This is a genomic window from Saccharospirillum alexandrii, assembly GCF_004000275.1.
Taxonomy (GTDB): Bacteria; Pseudomonadota; Gammaproteobacteria; order Pseudomonadales; family Natronospirillaceae; genus Saccharospirillum; species Saccharospirillum alexandrii.
In genome coordinates this window covers 81,571-103,527 of the sequence record NZ_RCIP01000005.1, presented here as the reverse complement: position 1 = coordinate 103,527, position 21,957 = coordinate 81,571, and the positions used below count along the sequence as shown (strand labels likewise).

Genomic DNA, 21,957 nt, shown 5'->3' with positions numbered 1-21,957 from the left:
CATCAATATCGCGTTCGTCCAGGTACCGGGCTGTGTGGTGTGCCGCATTGGCATACTCAGTGCCTTTTCAAATCCCAGAACAACGTCAAACGCACTCAAGGCCAGGCAATCTGGCGCGAATCATCAACCCAGTAACTGTGATTAAAAAAACGGTCAAACAGGCGGCGTTCGGCCTGAACCCGGTCGACGTCTGTGAACTCGAAACGAATCGGGCTACCGGGGCTGCGCTGACTCAATCGCGCGCAATCAAGACTCGCAACACACCCGATTTTGGGATACCCACCGATGGTTTGCCGGTCTTTGAGCAAAATAATAGGTTGGCCATCCGGCGGTATCTGAATCGCACCGTAGGCAATGCCTTCTGAAGCCAGCTTACGGGTGTCAGCAGACACGGGCGGGCCAGTGAGCTTGTACCCCATACGACTGATGTCGTTGCTGACGATGTATTCGGCGGTTTCAAAGGTGCGGCGGGCTATGACACTAAACTGTTCATACTGATAACCCGGCATCACGTAAACCGTCAGTGGTGCCTGATAGTCTGGCCTGAGCGCCTCAGGCACGACGCGCAGTGCTGGACTATTCCGGGGCTGAAAGGCAAGCCGGTCGCCCTGCTTCAAGGGCCCGCCATCCAACCCGCCCAGCTTCTCACGCATCACCACCGTGCGACTGCCAAACTGGCGAGGTGTTTGCCAGCCACCAGCGATGCCAAGGTAAGTGCGCAAGCCAGAGCGAGCCTGGCCAAACCGTATGACGTCACCCTGCTGCACGCTGTGAGTGCGCCAGTTGCGCAACACCTCACCATTTATTGAAGCTTCCATATCCGCACCGGTGATGGCAATCACAGCGTTGGCCTTAAATTCGGCTTCAAACTTGCCCAATAGTATTTCAATGCAGGCTGCATTTGGCTCATTGTTCAGCAGCTTGTTGGCCCAACGAAACGCATGCTCATCCAACGCCCCCCCTTCGGAGAGCCCCTGGCGAAAATAACCGGATCGACCCGCATCCTGAATGGTCGATTGCCAACCCGGCTGAAGCACAACCAGCTCAGTCATCCAGCTGCCCCCCGCGCTCAATAAACTCAGACCGACTGATCGGAACAAAACGGACCCGGTCGCCAACGTTCAGCAATGCAGCCTGGCCAGCGAGCCCGGATGAGTCGAACATCACCCTGGGAGTGCGACCGATGATGTTCCAGCCACCCGGCGATGCCATCGGATACACCGCTGTCTGGGCATCTGCAATACCAACACTGCCCTGAGGCACCCGGCGCCGCGGTGTGCTGTGACGGGGTGTCACAAGACGATCGTCCAAGGCACCAAGAAATCCGAAGCCCGGGTTAAAACCAATGGCAAATACCTGATAGTCGCGGGCGGAATGAAGCTGAACAATCTCAGCAATCGTTAACGATTTTTGCTGTGCCAGCGCATCGAGATCGTAACCAACACTCAGGTCGTACCAAACCGGTATCTCAACCAGACGGCCATCAATGGCAATGGAACCCGATTCGTCAGTATCAATCGCGCTCAGTATCCGGGCAATCTCCCGCACCATCCATTGGCTATCGACCTGGTTATAGTCGTAGAAACACAGCAAGGTGGTGTAGGAGGGTATCAGATCAATGACCACCGCACCCAGCTCAGCGCGAATCGCCTCAACCGCCCGAGCAATAACAGGAATGAGGGCTTCATCTATGTCACGACCGAACTCAACCTGCACCGCCTGTTCAGAAACGGCATGAACACGCATTAAAGTGCACTCAGGGCATCACGTACAGACCTTGCAGCCGCCACTGAGTCGGCGTTATCACCATGAATGCAAATGGTATCGGCGTCGAGCTCAAGCCAGGCTCCGCCTTGGGTGGTAACGCCCCGGTCCCGGGCGAAGGAAACTGCCTGAGCCACGATGGCCCCGGCGTCATGTAAAACACTGCCCGCAACAGAACGCGGCACCAGGTTGCCAGAGCTGTCATAGGCCCGATCAGCGAAGACCTCAAACATCAGGTCGACACCCAGGGACGCAGCCAGCCGTTCATGTGCTGCCCGCTGCGCATTGGCCGCAATCATCACCGGCAAATCGCCGTAATCCCGTCCGGCTTTCAAAACGGTTTCGAGAATGGCCGGGTCCCGCATCATGTCGTTATACAAAGCGCCGTGTGGTTTCATATAGCGGACTTTCGTTCCCTGTGCCCGGCACAAACCGTCCAGCGCACCGATCTGGTAAAGCAGCAAAGCATGCAGCTCATCCGATGAACAGGCCATAGAGCGACGCCCGAAGCCGACCAGATCGGGGTAGGCCGGGTGGGCACCGATCTGCACCTGGTGTTCACAGGCCAGCTTCACCGTATTGGCCATAATCAGCGGGTCGGATGCATGAAAACCACAAGCGACATTTGCCAGATCAATCAGCGGCATTACCTCGGCATCCATCCCCATGGTCCAGACACCGAAGCTTTCACCCAGATCACAATTCAGTTTCATGGTGCCTCCTCTTAATTGGAAAAGCGGCCACCTTTATTGAGGTGTTAACCCGGCTTAAATTGCGCAAGTTTTTACAACCGCTGTGTCAGTGCGCCTCTTCCCAGGAATCCCCAATACCAATATCAACGATCAACGGCACATCCAGACTGGCACAATGCTGCATGCGCACCCTTACGCCATCAATCACCGCATCCAGTTCCGACTCGGGCACTTCGAACACGAGTTCATCGTGCACCTGCATCACCATTTTCGCCTTGTAGCGACTTTTATGCAGCCAGTTGGCGACATCGACCATAGCCATCTTGATGATGTCAGCCGCGGTGCCCTGCATTGGCGCGTTAATGGCGGTGCGTTCGGCGGCTCGCTTGAGCATCTGTTTGCTGGAATTGATGTCCGGCAGATAGAGGCGGCGACCGAAGACGGTTTCCACGTAACCGGTTTCGGCGGCTTCGGCCCGGGTTTGTTCCATGTACTTGCGCACACCGGGGTAGCGTTCGAAATAGGTATCGACATACAGCTTGGCATCGCCCCGGCTGATGCCCAGTTGTTTAGCCAACCCAAAGGCCGACATGCCATAGATCAGCCCAAAGTTAATCGCCTTGGCCGAACGCCGTTGCTCGGAGGTGACCTCCGACTCTTCCAGCCCCATGATTTCAGCGGCCGTGGCACGGTGAATGTCTCGCCCTTCCCGGAATGCCTGAATCAGGTTCGCATCCTGTGACAGGTGCGTCATGATGCGCAATTCAATTTGCGAGTAGTCGGCCGCGACGATTTTATACCCCTTGGGTGCGACGAAACCGCGCCGGATTGAACGACCTTCATCGGAGCGAATCGGGATGTTTTGCAGGTTCGGGTCGGTCGACGACAACCGCCCGGTCTGGGCACCGGTCTGATTGTAACTGGTGTGCAGGCGACCGTTGCTTTCTACTAATTCGGGCAGTGGATCGGTGTAAGTGCCCACCAGTTTACGCAAATGGCGATACTGCAAAATCAGTTGCGGCAGTTCGTACCCCTGAGCGGCTAACTCGCTCAATACCTCTTCATTGGTGCTGGGTGCACCACTGGCGGTTTTCGCCACCACTGGCAATGCCATTTTGGTAAACAGCACTTCGCCCAGTTGCTTGGGCGAGTCCAGGTTGAACTCGGTGCCGACCAGTTCGTGACACTGGGTTTGCAGTGCATCCAGTCGTTCTTTGAAATCGTGACTGAGTTTCCGAATGTAGGCCGTATCGAGCAGGGTGCCGTTGTTTTCCACTTCGGCCAGCACTTTCGACAAGGGTTTTTCGATGTGCTCGTAAACACCGGTAATCGACCGGCTGGCCAGCGCCAGGTCCAGCCAGTGTGCCAGACGCGCTGTAAAGTCCGCCCGCTCGGCAAACCAGGGGCCGATCTCGGCCGGGTCGGCACTTTGCAGGGGTAGCTGGCGCTTGCCAAACTTGCCCAGGAAATCCTCAATGGTTTTCGGCTGTTTATCAAGGTAGGTGCGAAACAGATTATCCAGCGAGATGGGCGAGAAGTGATTGCTCAGGTCACTGTTGCGACGCACCGTACTGTCGTAAACAAAAGCCATCAGTTGAACATCGAGTGCCAGATTTGCCGCCCCAATGGAGCGCGGCATTAGGACATGCCAGAAGGCTTTAAAATCATAACCGCATTTACGAACCGCATAGGTCGCGAGCACCGGTGATAACAATTCAAATACATCGTCTTCGCTCAGCGTATCGCCCTGTTCCGCCAGTATTGGCACGTAACCACCCATGCCCGGCTTAACCGCCAAGGCAAACCCGACCAGGGCCGACTGGTGATAGTGCCCCAGCTCCCGAACCGGCAGTACGGTCAGCGACTGATCCGCTTCGGCCTGCTTTAAAAAATCGGCCAGCTTGTCTTTGGAGTCCAGCAAGTGATAGTCGAGGCTTTCGGGCTCTTCAATGTCAGGCGCACTACCTGCAGCAGCCGATTTGGAGGCTTTGGTTTTTCCCGACGCTGAGGCGGAAGCCTTTTCCGGCGTTTTACCAGAACGGGCCGGGGCTTCTTCACCACTTAATTCACGCACCCAGGTCTTGAATTCATATTGCTGAAACAGGGCAAGCAACGCGTCGTTATCCGGCTCCGTTGGCACCAGCTCTTCCAGGCGGACATCGAGTTCGCAGTCGAGCTTGATCGTCGCCAGTTCATAGCTCAGGTAGGCCTGGTCTTTATGCGCTTCCAGCTTTTTCGACATGGTCTTGGCGCCACGAAAATCAAGCGTGGCGATTTTATCGAGATTGGCATAGATGTCATCAAGCCCACCCAACCCCTGAATCAGTCCAAGCGCGGTTTTCGGGCCCACGCCCGGCACACCGGGAATGTTGTCGACCTTGTCGCCCATCAGCGCCAGGTAGTCGATCATCAGTTCAGGCCCGAAACCGTATTTCTCGGTCATGCTGGCGACGTCCAGCTTTTCGTTCTTCATGGTATCGAGCAGGGTCACATGCTCGCTGACCAGTTGCGCCATGTCTTTGTCGCCGGTACTCACCACGCACTCGCAGCCGCTGTGGGTGGCCTGGTAGGCCAGTGTGCCAATCACGTCATCGGCTTCAACGCCCGGCACACACAGCAAGGGCAAGCCCATGGCCCGGATAATGGTGTGAATCGGGTCGATCTGTACCCGCAGTTCATCCGGCATCGGCGGCCGGTTGGCCTTGTAGTCTTCGTAGAGGTCGTTGCGGAAGGTCGGCCCCTTGGCGTCGAACACCACGGCAATGCGACTGTCCGGGTAATCGCTGACCAGCTTGCGCACCATGGAGATCACCCCACGAATGGCGTTAGTCGGGGTGCCGTCACTGGTCGAGAGGTTCTGAATGGCAAAAAAAGCCCGAAACAGATAGGAGGAACCGTCCACCAGGACAATCGGCGCGCTGGGATTCGTAACCATGGAAGTCTCTTCTTTAAAATTCTAGCTGCATCTTACCACCTGAATTTTGGAACTTCACAACACAGTGAGTGAGAGTAAACCACATGCCGAGTGACGGCTGCCGGGTAGGCCTCTGCGGGGTAGTCCGCAGCAGGGATGCTGCGGTCTAGGCCCCATGGATGGGTTTACGCCGCCCCCGCAGAGGCCTACCCGGTAGCCGGTACGGACTCGTGCCCCCTTAGTTGACCCAGCCTCTGCTGCCCAAAAGGCAGCGACAACTCATCTTTTTCACGGTGGGCTTGGCTGTACAGTCGGTTTATACTCCCGCCTCCATAACGCAACGCAGTGCCAGTATGTCTGTATTTACTGAACTCAGCCGGGAAGACATCGAAACCCTGCTCGACGCTTATACCCTGGGTCACTATGCAGACCATCAGGGCATCAGTGCGGGCACCGAGAACACCAACTACTTTGTCGATACCGATCTCGGCCAGTTCGTGCTGACCGTGTTTGAGAAGCATCAGCCCGAAGAACTGCCGTTCTTTCTGGCTCTGGGCGAGCACCTGCACGATGCCCACTGTGCCGTGCCGCAGCCGTTCCGCACCGCCGAAGGTGAGTTTATGGTTCAGGTGTACGGCAAGCCGGCGGTGTTGTTCGAACGGGTTGCGGGCCAGCACCAGCAACCCAGCCTGGCGCATGCAGCGACGGTGGCGGAGGCCCTGGGTAAAATACACCAGAGTACCGGCCTGTTTTCCGGCAATCGCGCGCACAGCCATGGCATCAGCTGGATTCGGGCTCAGCAGCAAGACCTCGGCCCAGAGCTTGGCGCAGACGACGCGGCCTTGCTGGCGGGCGCTCTGGTTCGGCTTGAAGCCATCGACCGGAGCCTGCCGCAAGGCGTCATCCATGCCGACCTGTTTCACGACAACGCGCTGTTTGATGAAGACGGCCTGGCGGGCATCATTGACTGGTATTTTGCCGGTATCGACCTCTATGCACTGGATATCGCCACCTGCCTGATCGACTGGTGCCTCGATGATCAGGGCCTGCCAGATACCGCCAAGGTGGCTAACTTCATTAACCACTATGATCAGACCCGCCCCTTGAAACCCGCAGAGCGCGCAGCCATACCAGACCTTACGATTCAAGCCGCCACCCGCTTCTGGTTAAGCAGGGAGCTGGCGCTGCGTGCCCACTCAGGCACGGGTAATGTCACCCAGAAAGACCCGCACCAGATGAAACGCATCGTCAGCCAGTTGCTCCAGAACCCGCTGGCCGGGCTGTAACCCACTATACTGTTCCGAACGAACCGGAACGCAGAATCCACAGCGCCGCAGCGTCGGTTTACCGGCGGCTGCGTCTGTATCGCCGACGCCCTGGAAGGCCCGGCCATTAATGAACCGGGGGTAAACCCCGATAGGACCTGTGAATGAAACGAAACACCGTAAATGCCTCCGTCACGCCCAAAGGCAGCCTGGAAGTGCTGTCTCAGCGGGAAGTGCAAAAATTGAAGTCGGCCGGTGAGAATGGCCTCTATGAATTGTTCCGCCGCTGCGCCCTGGCCATTTTGAATACCGGCTCGACCAGCGACAATGCGAAAACCATCCTCGAAACCTATCCGGATTTCGAGATCGAAATTGTGCAGCAGGACAGAGGCATACGCCTGAACCTGCGCCATGCCCCGGCCGATGCGTTTGTCGACGGCGAAATGATTGCCTCAACCCGGGAGATGCTGTTTTCGGCACTGCGCGATATTGTTTACACCGCCAGTGAGCTGGAAAGCAAACGGGTCGATTTCGAGTCCAGCGACGGCATCAGCGACTACGTTTTCCACTTACTGCGCAACGCCCAGTCGCTGCACGCCGGTGAAGAGCCGCGGATGGTGGTTTGCTGGGGAGGCCACTCCATTGGCCATGAAGAGTACGAATACACCAAGGAAGTCGGTCACGAACTGGGGCTGCGCGGCATGGACATCTGCACCGGCTGTGGGCCCGGCGTGATGAAGGGGCCGATGAAAGGCGCCGCCATCGCCCATGCCAAGCAGCGCATTCGCCAGGGTCGCTATCTGGGCCTGACCGAGCCGGGCATCATTGCCGCCGAAGCCCCCAACCCGATCGTCAATGAGCTGGTGATTCTGCCCGACATTGAAAAGCGCCTCGAAGCCTTTGTGCGGGTCGGCCACGGCATCCTGATCTTCCCCGGCGGCGCCGGTACGGCGGAAGAGTTGCTGTATCTGCTCGGCATTCTGCTGCATCCGTCAAACGCGGACCTGCCTTTCCCGCTGATTCTGACCGGCCCGAAATCGGCCGAGCCCTACTTTCAGCAGTTGCACGAGTTCATCGCCCGCACCCTGGGTTATGCCGCTCAGCAACGCTACAAGATCATCATCGGCGACCATGCCCAGGCGGCGCGTGAAATGGTGCTGGGCATTGAGCAGGTGCGTGTCTTCCGTCGCACCAAGGCCGACGCCTATCACTTCAACTGGCAGATGCACATCGACCACGAATACCAGCGCCCGTTCGAGCCCACCCATGCCAACATGGCCAAGCTTGAATTGCGCAAAGACATGCCGGTGCACCTGCTGGCAGCCAACCTGCGCCGGGCCTTCAGCGGTATTGTGGCCGGTAACGTTAAAGAGCAGGGCATTCGCCTGATTGAGCAGCACGGCCCCTATGAAATCAACGGCGACCCGGACATCCTGGAGCCGCTCGACAACCTGCTCGAAGCCTTCGTTAAACAGCACCGGATGAAGTTGCCGGGCACAGAGTACATTCCGTGCTACGTTATCGGGAAAAAACAAACGGCCTGAGTTCCTGGCCTCAGGAGGGGTCAGATTGCTGTAAACCGCAAAACACCCACGAAAAAAACGACTAGGCTGTTCAGGAAACCCGCGAGCACGATAAGGGCCTGAACAACGTGGTGAGCCAGCCAGTCACAGCAAACCAGCCATTCGCCGGGGGCCGTCTGATGCGCACTCAGCGGTGGCTTCTGGCCGTGGGCCTGGTGCTGACCTGCCTGGCCTCAGCGGCTGAGCTACCGCCGGTTCAATGGTCTGGCGAGGCCCAACTGGACCTGACCGGAGGCTTGTCTGCCCGCCTGGTCACCACCCGCACGGCTGCCGATTCCGGCCCCGCTTTCGAACCGATAAACACCCTGCCGCTGAGTGGATACCAGGCAACAGGCACCTTGCTCCAATTCAAACTGGCGGTGCAAAACGCCACCCCAGACCCGCAAACACTCTGGCTCTATGTAGACGACCCCATCCTCAACACCCTGACACTGCGTTACGACAACACCCGTTTCCAGGTCGGCGAATCACTGCCATTCAGCAGACGGCCTCTGGCCTTGAATGGTTACGGCTTTGTCGTGAACTTTGCGCCCGGAGAGATCAAGACCATTGAAGGCGAAGGAACCGGCACCCTGATCAGCTTGCCCCTGACGCTCTGGCAACCCGAGGCCCTGATGGCCAAAAGCCAGATTTCCGGATTCAGAGACATGCTTTTCTTCGGCATGATGCTGGCACTGACCCTCTTTACCCTGTTGTTTTACACCGCGACACGAGTTAAAGCCTATCTCGCATTCAGCCTGTTCTCCCTGTTCCTGACTCTCTGCCTGAGCCTGTTGTTCGGCTATGCACAGCGTTTTCTCTGGCCCCAGTGGCCAGGCCTCAGCGCGCCCATGGCGGCTATCTCGCTCTATGCCATGATTGGCTTTTTTGCCTGGATGGCGCCTCAGATGATTGGCAATCGTCATCAGCCGGCGTGGCTGAGCCAGTCAATGAACTGGGCACTGGGTGGGCTGGTCGGCCTGGGGCTGGTGTTTCTGGTACTGTCGACCCGACCACTGCTGATGGCCTGGCCCGTCATCTGGAGCCTGGGTGCGGTGATCATTCTGACGCTGATGCTCATCGTTGAACTTCGCCACGGCTCGCGCCGGGCGTTGCGTTTTTCCATTGCCTGGTCGCCGATGATCGTGGCGCTGCTGTTGCTGGCCGGCAGTGCCTTTGGCTGGGTACCCTATTCGCAGCGCCTGATATCGCTCGTGTTGCTGGGGGTCGTGCTCAGTACCGTCTTGTTCGCAACCATCATTACCCTCTATTTGCGCGAGTCCATTCTGAAGCGCCAGCGTTTGGAGCAGGAGACGCTGCGTTTTAAAACCGAGCAGGCGGCAGAGCTGAAACGAGAGGTAGATCGACGCACGGCAGAACTGACCGAAAGCAACCGCCGACTGAACCAGCTAGCCCTGACCGACCCGTTAACCGGGCTGCCCAATAGACGCCACCTCGATAACTTTGGCGACACCGCCAAGCGGCTCAGTATCGAAACCGGTAAGCCGCTGCGGGTTGCCATCATGGATCTGGACTACTTCAAGACCGTCAACGACACCCTGGGCCACGACGTTGGCGATGTGGTGCTGAATCAACTGGCCAATTTACTCAGCGCCGAGTGTATTGATACACCCACCGAGGCAAGGCTTGTGGGTCGGGTCGGTGGCGAGGAGTTTTCAATGATCAGCTATGGGGAGCGCGAACGAGAGTTTGACCAACGCCTGCAACGCTTGCGTCAGACCATCGCCGCGCTTGAGATTCCGGAACTGCAAGGCAAACACATTACGGTCAGCATCGGTTGGGCCGATGTCGGCCCGACGGGCAGCGTCTCTGGCGCCTTCCGTCGCGCCGACCAGGCCCTGTATCAGGCCAAGGAGTCAGGCCGAAATCAGGTTGTCGCCGACCGGTGGCAGGAGTCGTTTACAGCGTCCCGTAACCCCCGGACCGGTACGTCGGGTACTGCCACTCGAAACCCGTCGCGGCCAAACGATCACTGAGCAACCGCTTTCCGCCCGCTACCTCGGGCACGCCGCGCAGCGTGGGGTACCCCTGTTGTTCGCGCAGGTAATTCAACACCTCGTAGAGCGGTGTTGACTGGCGATCCGTCACCAGATAGCGGCTACTCAGCGTCGATGTAAAGGCAAGATGTACCAGGGCAGCGGCAGCGTCTTCAATATGAATCCGGTTGGTCCAGTGATTGGTCTGCGGTGGCGCCGTGTCGGCTTTCAGGGCCATGCGTCGCAACCAATCGCGACCCGGGCCATAAATGCCACTCAGTCTGGCAACCGTTGTCTCAACCGGCAGCCGGTCGACCGCCGCTTCCATTTCGGCCAGACAATCGCCACCCCAGTCACCGGGGTGAATCGGGCTCTCTTCCGTCAGTTCTCGACCGTCGTTGGCGCCGTACACCCGGGACGACCCGACCACAATGACCCGCTCCGGAGGCGTACGCCAGTGCTGCAAACTCCGCCCGAGTTGCTGCACAGGCTGCACATAGCCACGGCGGTAGCCTTCAGCATCCCGCTGCGCTGCCGACAGGGCGATGATCACCACCTCGGCACGAACATCCGGCCAGGGCTCTATGGCCAAATCAACGCTGCGTTGCTCGAACCCCAACGCCGGGTCCGCAGCCGAACGGCGAAACCCGGTCACGGTCGCACCACCGTCCAGCAGTCGCCGGGCAACCCGGCGATTCAAATCCCCCACTCCGGCAAGCAAGAACCGACCTGGCATATCATTACCCTCTTGTATCGAAAATGAGTTTTCGATAGCTTATAGCAAATAGGTAGCCAACCATACCCGGGCCGCATTCAGGTACCGGCGTTGTTGATTTGCACTCATCGTCTTAACACTCACCAGGATACGCCTTCATGACGCTTACAGAATTGCGCTACATCGTCGCACTGGCCCAGGAACGTCATTTTGGCAAGGCGGCGGAACGCTGTTTCGTAGCCCAGCCCACGCTGAGTGTCGCGATCAAGAAACTGGAAGACCGGCTCGGCGTCGCGGTTTTCGAACGTGGCAAATCGGGCGTTCAGGTCACTCCGGTCGGGCAGCGCATCGTAGAACAGGCCCAGCGCGTACTGGAAGAGAGCCACAAGATCGAAGATCTGGCGCATGCTGGAAAGAACCAGCTGTCGAGCCCGCTGAAACTCGGCGTTATTTATACCGTCGGGCCCTACTTGCTGCCGCACATCATACCGCAATTGCGCCAGCTCGCGCCGGAAATGCCCCTGGAGATTGAAGAAAATTTCACGTCCAACTTGCGCCACCGGCTGCGCGACGGCCTGCTCGATGCCATCATCATCGCCCTGCCGTTCAACGAGCCGGATGTACTGACTAAGCCGATGTTTGATGAAGACTTCGAGATCCTGCTGCCCACTGGTCACCCGTTGACCAAACGCAAGGCCATACCGGCCGAGGAACTGATCAAAGAGCCGCTGCTGCTGCTCGGTGAAGGCCACTGCTTCCGCGATACCATTTTCACGGCCTGCCCGAACATCGCCTCGGCCTCGCGCGACCCGAAAGGTCGCATCCGCACCATGGCCGATGGCAGTTCACTGGAAACCCTGCGGCATATGGTCGCGTCTAACCTGGGCATTACCATTTTGCCGCAGTCGGCGACGGGCTCGCGTTTGTACAACGACGAACTGGTGTCGGTGCGCCCCTTTGCCAACCACGTGCCCCGGCGCACAGTCGCTCTGGCCTGGCGCGCCAGCTTCCCGCGGCCCAAGGCGATCGATTTGCTGGAAACTTGCGTGCGCCAGTGCAACATCGGCTCCAATGCAGCTTGAAGATCCGATCAGCCGGTTAACCGGCGTTGGCCCGAAGCTGGCTGAAAAGTGCGAGTCGATCGGGCTTAACAGCATCGGCGATTTGCTGTTTCATTTGCCCTACAAGTATCAGGACCGGACCCGAATCACGCCCATTGGCAAGCTGCAGTTGGGTATGGCCGTGGTGGTCCAGGGGCAGGTGCTCGGCTCCCAGGTGTTGTTTGGCCGGCGCCGCAGCCTGATCTGCCGGCTATCGGACGGCACCGGGCTGATCAGCATGCGCCTGTTTCATTTCACCAAAGCACAGCAAATGCGGTTGAGCGAAGGCACCCACCTGCGCCTTTACGGTGAAGTGCGCATGGGCTCCACCGGGCTGGAGATGATGCACCCGGAATACGTCGCGCGTGACGACGACCAGTTCCGACCGCTCGACAACACCCTGACCCCGCTCTACCCCAGCAGCGAAGGCCTGAACCAGAACCGGCTGCGCGCTCTGGTTGAACAGGCCATCACGGCGCTGAAGCGCCAGGGTGGCCTGGCCGAATGGGTGCCACCCGACTGGCTGGCCGGCTGGGGCTTGCCGTCGTTGACCGAGGCACTGCTCACCCTGCACCACCCCCACTCCAGCAGTGATACCCAGGCCCTGCTCGATGGCCTGCACCCGGCGCAACAGCGGCTGGCGCTTGAAGAGTTGCTGGCGCACCACCTGAGCCTGATGCTGATTCGACAAAAAACCCAGGCCAACGGTGCACCGGCCATACCGCCCAGCAACACACTGGTGACCGGCTTGTTGCGCCAGCTCCCCTTTCAACTGACCGGTGCCCAGCAACGGGTTGCCGGCGAAATCCAGAAAGACATGGGGCTTAGTCTGCCCATGCTGCGACTGGTGCAGGGTGATGTCGGCTCCGGTAAAACCCTGGTCGCTATGGTCGCTGCACTGCAAGCGATTGAGGCTGGGTTTCAGGTCGCGTTGATGGCACCGACCGAACTGCTTGCCGAGCAGCATTTTCGCACCCTGCAACAATGGGCCGAGCCGCTTGGTGTGCGCTGCTCACTGCTGCTCGGCAAACAGGGCAAACGCCAGCGTGAAGCCATACTGGCTGAGCTGGCCGACGGCACCACTGAGTTGATGATCGGCACCCACGCCCTGTTTCAGGCGGGGGTCGAATACCATCGCCTGGGGTTGGTGATCATTGACGAACAGCACCGCTTTGGCGTGCATCAGCGCCTGGCACTAAAAGAAAAAGCCCGCGATGGCTTGCCGCATCAGCTCACCATGACCGCCACGCCCATTCCCCGCACCCTGGCAATGACCGCTTATGCCGACCTGGATGTCTCCATCATCGACGAACTGCCCCCCGGGCGCACCCCCGTTACCACCACGGTGATCAGCCAGGAGCGGCGTGATGCGGTGATCCGCCGGGTCGATGCAGCCTGCGAATCCGGCCGGCAAGTCTATTGGGTGTGTACGCTGATTGAGGAATCGGAAGAACTCCAGGCCGAGGCCGCCGAAGAAACCGCCGATGTGCTGCAACGCTGCTTACCGGCTAGACGCGTCGGGTTGCTACACGGCCGAATGAAACCAGCCGACAAGACTCGGCTGATGGCCGCCTTCAAAGACCGTCAACTGGACATTCTGGTGGCCACGACCGTCATCGAAGTGGGTGTCGATGTGCCCAATGCCTCAGTGATGATCATCGAAAACCCGGAACGACTGGGGTTGGCGCAACTGCATCAATTGCGTGGCCGGGTCGGACGAGGGACCATCGACAGTCACTGCCTGCTGATGTTTGGCAGCCCGCTATCGGAACAGGGCAAGCAACGCCTCGACGTGATGCGCTCAACCAGCGATGGGTTCGTGATTGCCGAGGAAGATTTGAAATTGCGCGGCCCGGGTGAAGTGCTGGGCACACGCCAGACCGGGGCCATGGCCTTTCGGGTCGCAGACCTCGAACGTGATCGCAACTGGTTGACCGTGGTGCCAGAGCTCGCCCACCGGTTACAAACCGAATACCCAAGCCACATCTCACCTCTGGTTGAGCGATGGTTATTTAACGCAGACCGCTATGCCCAAGTGTGACGCACGTCGCTTTTACAGTGATGCCCTCACCGTTATTGACCCGGAATGGCACCCCATTACGAATAATGATCTAAACTCCAGAAACCAAATCGAAGGATTCATACTCAATGGCGAGTCCCATGGCCGAGCCCAACAACAAAGACCTCCCATTTCTGGTCAAACAGCATTTGCGCAAGCACAGTATCGCTCATGAACTCGACGCAGACGGCCATAGGGGCATCCGCGCTGAAGTGGCGCTATTAAGGGACACCTTCGGACTGGTTCAGATCTTCTTTTGCTCAGACACCCTGCTCGATCTTGAGAAGGTCAAGCGCCTGACCGGGCGGCAGCTGCAACCGCTGGCCCTGCCGGAAATCAACAAGATCAAGCTGAAACTCTCAGTGAGTACGTTGCCTGCCTTCGATGATTTAATGGAAGCGGAAACCCTGATTGATGAGCGGCTCTATCAGCTTGATGAAGTGTTCGTCTACAGCGGCAGCCGTCACGGTCTGATTCGCCTGGCCAATGCCCAACTGCTGAAACACAAAGACACCACCCGCGTTGCCGATTTATGCGAACCCTTGCCCGACATCAGCCCGGACCAGGGCATCGATCTATTCGAACAGGATCGCGAGCTCATACACCGCTCACTGAACAGCTTCACCGCCCTGCGCATACGCCAGCGCATCGAAGAGACACTGGAGATTCCACCGCTGCCTGCGACGGCCCAGGCCATCATTAAATTGCGCGTCGACCCGGATGCCGACATCAGCAAGCTCAGCCGCATTGTTGAAAATGACCCAAGCCTCGCCGCCCAGGTCGTCAGTTGGGCCAGTTCGTCCTATTACGCCGCACCGGGGTCAATCAAGTCGGTTCAGGATGCGATTGTCCGGGTGCTGGGTTACGACCTGGTGATGAACCTGTCGCTCGGCCTTGCGCTCGGCAAAACACTCGATCTGCCCAGCGACAACGCCGAAGGCTTTGCGCCCTTCTGGACCAAAGCCGTTTACGTCGCCGCCGCCAGTGGCGCCCTGCTTTCATTGATTCCACGCGAATTCAGGCCTGGCTTCGGCCTGGTGTACCTCACTGGCCTGCTGCACAACTTTGGCTATTTGGTGCTTTCGCACGCTTTCCGGCCGCATTTTTCAGCGGTCTGCCGCATGCGTGAAGCCAACCGCCACCTGCCCCACCAGTTTGTCGAACAACACCTGCTCGGCATTTCCGGCGACCAGATAGCCGCCTACCTGATGAAAAGCTGGCAAATGCCGAGCGAAGTCTGCCTCGGCATACGCTACCAGGCGGAACCCGACTACCTGGGCACCGGCTCCGACCACGCCCAGATGGTTTATCTGGCCAACAACCTGCTCCAACAATACGGTCTACTGCCCGGCGACAACCAGCCGATCGACCCGTCAGTCTACCAGCACTTGCACATCAAACCGGATGAGGTGGACGACATCATGGAAACCCTGGTGGCCTCCCGGGATCAGATCGAAGGCATCATCCGCGGGCTGGAAAGCTAGGGAGCTTCTGAACAATTCCCTAAGGGAACGACGTTGACGCCAGGCTGGAAACTGAGTTCAATGGAAATCCTCTGACTCAACCCTGTATTTTGAGCCCGACGATGCCCAAGCCCAAACCTTCCCTGCCCGACTACCGTAACCGCTTTAACCGCGGGCTGTGGCTGCGTGAACGCAAGCGCGACCTACTGGGTTATTTTGAAAGCCGGAGCATTGTTATTGGCCCCATCGACCCGGACCCCTATTGGGCCAAGGTACCCTTTGTGTCGATTTGGCGCGTCAGCAGCCTGGGAACACCGGGTTTCGATGGCTGGTATGGGCTGGCGGGTGACCACCCCTGCGACATCGTCGGCATCAACAACCTGGTTGATCACCCACGAGAAATCCTGCGCTATTTTTCCAGCAAGTGGCTATACGCCGCACACCGGTTAAAGCAAGGTGATGACTACGGTGACTTCAGAATTGAGCACATAGCCGACCGACCCAAGGTCGGCCGGCTGATTGAAGACCGGGCGCTGCGGTTGCAGCGCTGGGTAGATGAAGCGTCACTCTGGTAAGGCGGTATTCAGCGACTCAGTGCCTGCTCAACAGCCGCCAGACCGGGGTCGCCATCGACGGTAGTCACACCGTTTAGCCAGGCAGGCAGTACATCGGTGTTGTTGGCCAGCCAGGTGCTGGCGGCGGCTTCCGGTGTTTCGCCATCATCCAGAATGGCGCTCATGATCTGGTTTTCCATTTCCAGCGTGAACACCAGGTTGGTCAGCAAGCGTCCGGCGTTCTGGCACTCATCGCGGTAGCCGTTTCGAGTCAGGGTGTAGATCGTAGCACCGCCGAGATTCGGCCCGAAGTAGTCGTCACCACCAGTCAGGTAGACCAGATCATGGTGCAGATTCATCGGGTGCGGCTCCCAGGCCAGAAACACCACGAATTCATCACGTCGTGCCGCCCGATCCACCTGACTGAGCATGCCCTGCTCACTGGATTCAACCAGTTCCCAGCCACTCAGTCCGAAATCACCGGCATCGATCATGCTCTGGATCAGGCTGTTGGCCGGTGCGCCGGGGTCAATCCCGTAGATGCGACGGTCAAAGGCGTCTGCGTGGTCGGCCAGATCAGCAAAAGACTCGACACCGGCTTCATGCACATACGCCGGCACGGCCAAGGTGAACTTGGCCCCTTCCAGGTTGGCGCGCACCCGCTCATAGCCATCGGCGTACTTGTCGGCAAAGGCCTGTTGAGCCGGCATCCAGTTGCCCAAAAACACATCGATGTCGTTGGCCTGCAACGATTCAAACCCGATCGGGACAGCCAGCAAATCGACATCGGTCTCATACCCCAGGCCTTCAAGCAGCGTGGTTGCCACGGCGTTGGTGACATTAATGTCAGTCCAGCCCGGGTCACTGAAATGAACCGAACGACAGCTTTCAGCCACATCGGCCTGAACCGTCGCCCCGAGGGCACACAGGGCAACAAGGCCCGTTCCAAGACGTAAGGTGTTGCGCATCTTCATGCTAGATCCTCTGTTTAATGCTCGATGATTGACGCGGGGTTGGGCTCCCGGGTCTCCTTCATGGGTTTACTTGGGCGACTGATTACGCCCCGGGCACCACGGGCAATCGAGCTTGCCGCTCCAGGTCACCCAAATCGACGGTGTTGCGCATGTATTGTTGGCTCGCATCAAACCAGGGCTGGTAATCCCAGGAGGTGACGCGCCCTTTTGACAGGGCTTCGGCCACCAGGCGACGGCGACGCTGGCTGTCCAGAACTTCCTGCTGAATCTTTTCCATGTCCCAGCGCTTGGCGGCTTCTTCACGAAACGAGAGCAAGACACTCGAAAATTCCGGATCGGTTGCGAGATTGCTGAGTTCATCCGGATCGCTGGCCAGGTTATAGAGCTGGTCCGGGTCGGCCGGGCAGTAAATGTATTTCCAGTCCCCCCGGCGAATCATCATCACCGGGGCGACCGTGCCTTCGCCCATGTATTCACCGATGACTTCATCATGCCCGCCATCAGCGGTCAAATGCGGCACCAGGCTGCGACCTTCGATATCCGTGGCCAGCCGGGGCGCTGCACCCGTGGCCATTTCAACCAGGGTGGGCAGCAGGTCGAGCGTCGAGACACTGGCGTTAACGCGCGCGGGCTGGTAACGATCCGGTGCGCAGACAATGAGCGGCACCCGGGCCGAGCCTTCAAACCAGCTCATTTTGTACCAGAGGTCGCGCTCACCCAGCATGTCACCATGATCGCCGGAAAAGACGATCAGAGTGTTTTTGTCCAGCCCGGTTTCCTTAAGTGTTTTGAGCAAGGCACCGACCTGATCATCAACGTAACTGATTGCACCGTAGTAGGCCCGGCGAGCATTACGGATCTGGTTATCATCACATTCTGTGGTGTCGGCCTGGTAGAGCGCGCGCAACCGCCTGGAATGCGGATCCCGTTGCGATTCTTCGAGACGGACTTTGGGCAGATCGATGTCTTCATCCCGGTACCGGTTCCAGTATTCCTCGGGAATGGCGTAGGGGTCGTGCGGGTGGGTCATCGACACAGTCAGGCAGAAGGGGCGTTTATCGGTACTGCGAGCCTGGTCATACAGGTAACGACGCGCATGAAAGCCGACTTCATCGTCGTAATCGAGCTGGTTCGACCGCACACAAGGGCCTGCCTGAGTCACCGATGACATGTCGTGATACCAGGTAGGCCGCTTTTCCGGCTCATCCCAGTTGACCGCCCAGCCAAAGTCAGCCGGGTAAATGTCGCTGGTAAAGCGTTCTTCAAACCCGTGCAGCTGATCCGGCCCGCAAAAATGCATTTTGCCGGACAGCGCCGTCTTATAACCGGCGTTGCGCAAGTAATGCGCATAGGTGGGCACATCGGCCGGCAGTTCCGCGGCATTGTCGTAAGCCCCGATTTTGGCCGGCAAGCGCCCGGTCATCAGCACAAAGCGGGAGGGCGCGCACAAGGGGCTGTTGCAGTAGGCGGAATCGAACACCACGCCCTGTTTAGCGAGGCTCTCCAGATGAGGCGCTTTCACCGTCCGATTACCGTACACCGGCAACGCCGATGCGGTGATCTGATCCGCCATGATGAACAGAATGTTGGGTTGAGTTGGGTTCATGGTCACTCCAGGCGTCAGAATCAGGGGGGCCTGTTGCAAAGCTCGCCCATCAATTCAATTAATGTCCAAATGCATGTTGCTCCGCCAAAAGTGCTCTGTAAACTGACTGCTTACTAATACCAGACATAAGAATAACTAATGCCAAACTCAAACAGCCTGCCACCACTGACCTTGCTAATGGCGTTTGAAGCCGCGGCCCGGCTGCATTCCTTTACCGCCGCGGCACAGGAACTGGGCAGTACCCAGTCGGCGATCAGCCAGCATGTGAAACGGCTGGAAGTTGAGATTGGCAGCCCCCTGTTTCAGCGTACGCATCGCGGGGTGCAGCTGACCCGGGCGGGCGATCAGCTCTATACGCCCGTCGCTCAGGGGCTGACACAACTGCTCAAAGGGGTGCAGCAAACACGGAAACAGGCGCACCATGACGTCATCAACGTCGCCACCGACTATGCGCTGGGCAGTTACTGGATTCTGCCGCGGCTGCGGCATTTTCGAACCAGACACCCCAATGTGGACGTCCGACTGGTCACGTCGCAACAGTCGGTGACACCCGACCAGGCCGATGTCGACATTGCCCTGTTGTTTGGCAACGGCCACGACATCTCGGCGCCCACACGCCCGCTCTTTACCGAGCAGGTCATCCCGGTGTGCAGCCCGGCATTGCTGGAGCGGTACCCCGCGGGTTCAGGCTCTGCCCGGCTCACCGAGCTGCCATTGCTGCAGTTAGAAGCAGACCACAATGCCCGCTGGTTCGACTGGCCTGAACTGTTCTCAAGACTCAACATCGGATCAGCGCCGCGCGAACCCGAGTTGATGTTCAACAACTACACCTTGTTGCTGCAGGCCGCGCTGTCCGGTCAGGGCGTTGCCATTGGCTGGTCCCCTTTTATCGAACCCATGCTCGATAGCGGCGCCCTGGTCGCCCTGACAGAGACACCACTGCAATCGCTCAATGGGTACCACATTGTCTTCCCGACCAACCGCGCCGTTGCACCCCTGGTACTGGAGTTTGTCGACTGGTTAGTCGAGGAAGGCCGGGAAACCATGGCGGGCCGCTGAGCGCCGCATAAGCCCGACACTGCGCCATCGTATTAGTAGCAGACAAACAGGCCACTATTGTGTATACTCCGCGCCCCGTTTTTACCATAAGCTGAACGAAACCGTTTGGCCTGAAGGGAGCCTATTTGACCGATTCCTGCCTTGTCTGGGAATACGCCGGATTACCGGTACGACTCGAAAGCGGCTCCTTCTTGAAGCCCGGGTACGCGTGGTGCGACCCCTCGAGGATGTGTTCTGAATGACTGATACCCCCCGTTTTGACCAACTGGGCCTGGCGCCCAATGTACTTGAAAACCTGACCAAGCTTGGCTACGAAACCCCGACGCCGATTCAACAGCAGGCCATTCCTGCCATCGTGGCGGGTAAAGACGTACTGGGCCTGGCCCAGACCGGCACCGGTAAGACCGCCGCCTTTGCTTTGCCGCTGCTGAGCATCATGGACAGCAAAGTCCAGGCGCCCCAAACCCTGGTGCTGTGTCCGACCCGCGAACTGGCCATTCAGGTGGCCGAGGCGTTCCAGTCGTATGCCAAAGGCTCTGCTGGCTTTAACGTGCTGCCGATTTACGGCGGTGCGGACATGCGCAACCAGCTGCGCGGCCTGAAACAGAACCCTCAGGTCATCGTCGGTACGCCGGGCCGTGTCATGGACCACTTGCGTCGCAATTCGCTCGACCTGACCAACCTCAAGCACCTGGTGCTCGACGAAGCCGACGAAATGCTGCGCATGGGCTTTGTTGAAGACATCGACTGGATTCTGGAACACACCCCGGCCGACAAGCAGGTTGCCCTGTTCTCAGCCACCATGATTCAGCAGGTCAAACGCCTGACCCAGCAGTACCTGAAAGACCCGATACGCATTGAAATTCAGGCCAGCCAGGCCGCCCTTGAGAAGATCGAGCAGTTCGTCTGGCACGTCGGCGGCATCGACAAGCTCGAAGCCCTGACCCGAATTCTGGAAGTGGAAGAGTGGAACGCGGCGATTCTGTTCGTGCGCACCAAGGTTGAAAGCCAGTTTCTGGCCGACAAGCTGGCCGCCCGTGGCCATGCCTGTACCGCTCTTAGCGGCGACGTTGCCCAGAAGCAGCGTGAAGACATCATCAACCAGTTCAAGAGCGGTAAGCTCGACCTGGTGATTGCTACCGACGTGGCCGCCCGTGGCCTCGACGTTGAACGCATCAGCCACGTCATCAACTGGGACATTCCCGGCGATGTACAGACCTACACCCACCGCATCGGCCGTACCGGCCGTGCCGGTCGCAGTGGCAAGGCGATCATGTTCGTCAAGCCGCGCGAGCGTCGCTTGCTGCGCGATATCGAACGCGTCACCAAGCAGCAACTGAAGCCTTACCCGCTGCCAAGCGCTGCCCAGTTGAGCGACCACCGCGCCGGCCAGTTCAAGGCCGATGTGCTGGAGCGCATTGAAAGCGCCGATTTAACCTTCTTCCGCGCCATGATCGATGGCTGGGTCGAGAACACCGAAAATCCGGTCGATGCACGCGATCTGGCCGCTGCGCTGGCGATGATGGCGCAGGAAGACAAGCCGCTGCAGATACCGGAAGATCCGAAGCCGCGCCCGACTCGCGACCGCGATGACCGCCCGGGCCGTGATGGAAAACCCCGTCCGGAACGCGGCGCCAAGCGTGACCGCCCGCTGGATTACGACGCCCAGAAATACCGTCTCGACGTCGGCCGTAAAGACGGCGTTGAGCCGGGCCACATTGTCGGTGCCATTGCCAATGAAGCCGGCATCGAAGGCCGTTTCATCAACAACATCAGCATTCAGGAACAGTACACCCTGGTCGACCTGCCTACCGGCATGCCCAAGGAAATTCTGGAACAGCTGAAAAAGACCCGCGTCAAAGGTCGCCCCATGGCCCTGCGTGCCTGGGAAGACAGCCCGGTCGGCGCACCGGCACGGCGCAAACCCGCCGGCGACCGCAAGCCACGCAAACCCCGCAAAGCTGATTAATACTCTGGTTTTGCGCTCATAAAAAAAGCGACCTTCGGGTCGCTTTTTTTGTTTCGGAGTTTGGGTTTGCTTTAGTGGTACGAGTCCGTGTCAGGCACCGGGTGGGGCCATCTGGGGTCGGGCGGGATGCCGCCCACTCACCCATCCATGGGGCCTAGGCTTCGGCATCCATGCCTCAGACTTCCCCAGATAGGGAACACCCGGCACCTGACACTAAGCTGACTGCAAGCTCCGACTATTTTCACTAAAAACTCGCAGCTCGAA

General features: G+C 58.7%; 16 protein-coding genes. 9 read left to right on the top strand and 7 right to left on the bottom strand.

Annotation, left to right across the window (positions count from 1 at the left end):
• Positions 1-95: 95 nt before the first annotated feature.
• The 4 genes from EP166_RS18225 to polA all read right to left on the bottom strand — a co-directional run bounded on the left by EP166_RS18225 (position 96) and on the right by polA (position 5,391).
• Positions 96-1,052 (bottom strand): 5-oxoprolinase subunit C family protein, encoded by a 957-nt coding sequence (locus EP166_RS18225; RefSeq protein WP_127559750.1) that lies wholly within the window; start codon positions 1,050-1,052, stop codon positions 96-98.
• Positions 1,045-1,746, bottom strand: a complete 702-nt coding sequence (gene pxpB, locus EP166_RS18220; RefSeq protein ID WP_127559748.1) for a 5-oxoprolinase subunit PxpB — start codon at positions 1,744-1,746, stop codon at positions 1,045-1,047. The genes EP166_RS18225 and pxpB overlap by 8 nt, the downstream gene beginning before the upstream one ends.
• Entirely contained in the window at positions 1,746-2,477 is a 732-nt protein-coding gene (locus EP166_RS18215; protein ID WP_127559746.1) for a 5-oxoprolinase subunit PxpA, read from the bottom strand. Before EP166_RS18215 ends, pxpB begins: the two co-directional genes overlap by 1 nt.
• An 85-nt stretch (positions 2,478-2,562) precedes the next feature.
• Positions 2,563-5,391: a DNA polymerase I gene (polA, locus tag EP166_RS18210; protein WP_127559744.1), complete on the bottom strand. Its 2,829-nt coding sequence runs from the start codon at positions 5,389-5,391 to the stop codon at positions 2,563-2,565.
• 332 nt (positions 5,392-5,723) lie between these two features.
• Between polA and EP166_RS18205 the strand changes: the two genes are divergently transcribed.
• The 3 genes from EP166_RS18205 to EP166_RS18195 all read left to right on the top strand — a co-directional run bounded on the left by EP166_RS18205 (position 5,724) and on the right by EP166_RS18195 (position 10,194).
• Complete coding sequence (locus EP166_RS18205; RefSeq protein WP_127559742.1) at positions 5,724-6,656, top strand: homoserine kinase; 933 nt, start codon at positions 5,724-5,726, stop codon at positions 6,654-6,656.
• Positions 6,657-6,799: 143 nt separating this feature from the next.
• Positions 6,800-8,179, top strand: a complete 1,380-nt coding sequence (ppnN, locus tag EP166_RS18200) for a nucleotide 5'-monophosphate nucleosidase PpnN (RefSeq protein ID WP_127559740.1) — start codon at positions 6,800-6,802, stop codon at positions 8,177-8,179.
• Positions 8,180-8,337: 158 nt separating this feature from the next.
• A complete protein-coding gene (locus tag EP166_RS18195) occupies positions 8,338-10,194 on the top strand; it encodes a sensor domain-containing diguanylate cyclase (RefSeq protein ID WP_127559738.1) in 1,857 nt (618 codons plus the stop codon).
• Here the strand turns inward: EP166_RS18195 and EP166_RS18190 are convergent.
• A complete protein-coding gene (locus EP166_RS18190) occupies positions 10,118-10,930 on the bottom strand; it encodes a Rossmann-fold NAD(P)-binding domain-containing protein (RefSeq protein WP_127559737.1) in 813 nt (270 codons plus the stop codon). The two genes, EP166_RS18195 and EP166_RS18190, sit on opposite strands and share 77 nt — an antisense overlap.
• A 137-nt stretch (positions 10,931-11,067) precedes the next feature.
• Between EP166_RS18190 and EP166_RS18185 the strand changes: the two genes are divergently transcribed.
• From EP166_RS18185 to EP166_RS18170, 4 genes are all read left to right on the top strand, one after another.
• Entirely contained in the window at positions 11,068-11,991 is a 924-nt protein-coding gene (locus EP166_RS18185) for a hydrogen peroxide-inducible genes activator (protein WP_127559735.1), read from the top strand.
• A complete protein-coding gene (recG, locus tag EP166_RS18180) occupies positions 11,981-14,050 on the top strand; it encodes an ATP-dependent DNA helicase RecG (protein WP_127559733.1) in 2,070 nt (689 codons plus the stop codon). Before EP166_RS18185 ends, recG begins: the two co-directional genes overlap by 11 nt.
• 107 nt (positions 14,051-14,157) lie before the next feature.
• Positions 14,158-15,552 carry an aminoacyl-tRNA deacylase and HDOD domain-containing protein gene (locus EP166_RS18175; protein ID WP_127559731.1) on the top strand — a complete coding sequence of 465 codons (1,395 nt, stop codon included), beginning with the start codon at positions 14,158-14,160 and terminating at the stop codon, positions 15,550-15,552.
• A gap of 101 nt (positions 15,553-15,653) precedes the next feature.
• Entirely contained in the window at positions 15,654-16,106 is a 453-nt protein-coding gene (locus EP166_RS18170) for a DUF4826 family protein (protein WP_127559729.1), read from the top strand.
• An 8-nt stretch (positions 16,107-16,114) separates the two neighbouring features.
• On the opposite strand, the gene choX is transcribed toward EP166_RS18170, so the two are convergent.
• A complete protein-coding gene (gene choX / locus EP166_RS18165) occupies positions 16,115-17,059 on the bottom strand; it encodes a choline ABC transporter substrate-binding protein (RefSeq protein ID WP_246026343.1) in 945 nt (314 codons plus the stop codon).
• Between the two features lie 82 nt (positions 17,060-17,141).
• Entirely contained in the window at positions 17,142-18,665 is a 1,524-nt protein-coding gene (gene betC, locus EP166_RS18160; protein WP_127559727.1) for a choline-sulfatase, read from the bottom strand.
• A 138-nt stretch (positions 18,666-18,803) separates the two neighbouring features.
• On the opposite strand from betC, the gene EP166_RS18155 reads away from it, so the two are divergent.
• Together EP166_RS18155 and EP166_RS18150 are read left to right on the top strand one after the other, a co-directional pair.
• The gene (locus EP166_RS18155; RefSeq protein ID WP_220432632.1) at positions 18,804-19,724 is read left to right on the top strand and encodes a choline sulfate utilization transcriptional regulator; all 921 of its coding nucleotides are present in this window, start codon (positions 18,804-18,806) and stop codon (positions 19,722-19,724) included.
• 238 nt (positions 19,725-19,962) lie between these two features.
• Complete coding sequence (locus EP166_RS18150) at positions 19,963-21,693, top strand: DEAD/DEAH box helicase (protein ID WP_127559725.1); 1,731 nt, start codon at positions 19,963-19,965, stop codon at positions 21,691-21,693.
• The last annotated feature ends 264 nt before the right edge of the window (positions 21,694-21,957 follow it).

Coding starts and splice junctions, on each gene's coding strand:
- EP166_RS18155 (WP_220432632.1), top strand. CDS start 18,804: ATGCCAAACTCAAACAGCCTGCCACCACTGACCTTGCTAATGGCGTTT.
- EP166_RS18170 (WP_127559729.1), top strand. CDS start 15,654: ATGCCCAAGCCCAAACCTTCCCTGCCCGACTACCGTAACCGCTTTAAC.
- EP166_RS18205 (WP_127559742.1), top strand. CDS start 5,724: ATGTCTGTATTTACTGAACTCAGCCGGGAAGACATCGAAACCCTGCTC.
- EP166_RS18175 (WP_127559731.1), top strand. CDS start 14,158: ATGGCGAGTCCCATGGCCGAGCCCAACAACAAAGACCTCCCATTTCTG.
- polA (WP_127559744.1), bottom strand. CDS start 5,391: ATGGTTACGAATCCCAGCGCGCCGATTGTCCTGGTGGACGGTTCCTCC.
- ppnN (WP_127559740.1), top strand. CDS start 6,800: ATGAAACGAAACACCGTAAATGCCTCCGTCACGCCCAAAGGCAGCCTG.
- EP166_RS18190 (WP_127559737.1), bottom strand. CDS start 10,930: ATGCCAGGTCGGTTCTTGCTTGCCGGAGTGGGGGATTTGAATCGCCGG.
- EP166_RS18225 (WP_127559750.1), bottom strand. CDS start 1,052: ATGACTGAGCTGGTTGTGCTTCAGCCGGGTTGGCAATCGACCATTCAG.
- EP166_RS18150 (WP_127559725.1), top strand. CDS start 19,963: ATGACTGATACCCCCCGTTTTGACCAACTGGGCCTGGCGCCCAATGTA.
- EP166_RS18185 (WP_127559735.1), top strand. CDS start 11,068: ATGACGCTTACAGAATTGCGCTACATCGTCGCACTGGCCCAGGAACGT.
- recG (WP_127559733.1), top strand. CDS start 11,981: ATGCAGCTTGAAGATCCGATCAGCCGGTTAACCGGCGTTGGCCCGAAG.
- EP166_RS18195 (WP_127559738.1), top strand. CDS start 8,338: ATGCGCACTCAGCGGTGGCTTCTGGCCGTGGGCCTGGTGCTGACCTGC.
- pxpB (WP_127559748.1), bottom strand. CDS start 1,746: ATGCGTGTTCATGCCGTTTCTGAACAGGCGGTGCAGGTTGAGTTCGGT.
- betC (WP_127559727.1), bottom strand. CDS start 18,665: ATGAACCCAACTCAACCCAACATTCTGTTCATCATGGCGGATCAGATC.
- choX (WP_246026343.1), bottom strand. CDS start 17,059: ATGAAGATGCGCAACACCTTACGTCTTGGAACGGGCCTTGTTGCCCTG.
- EP166_RS18215 (WP_127559746.1), bottom strand. CDS start 2,477: ATGAAACTGAATTGTGATCTGGGTGAAAGCTTCGGTGTCTGGACCATG.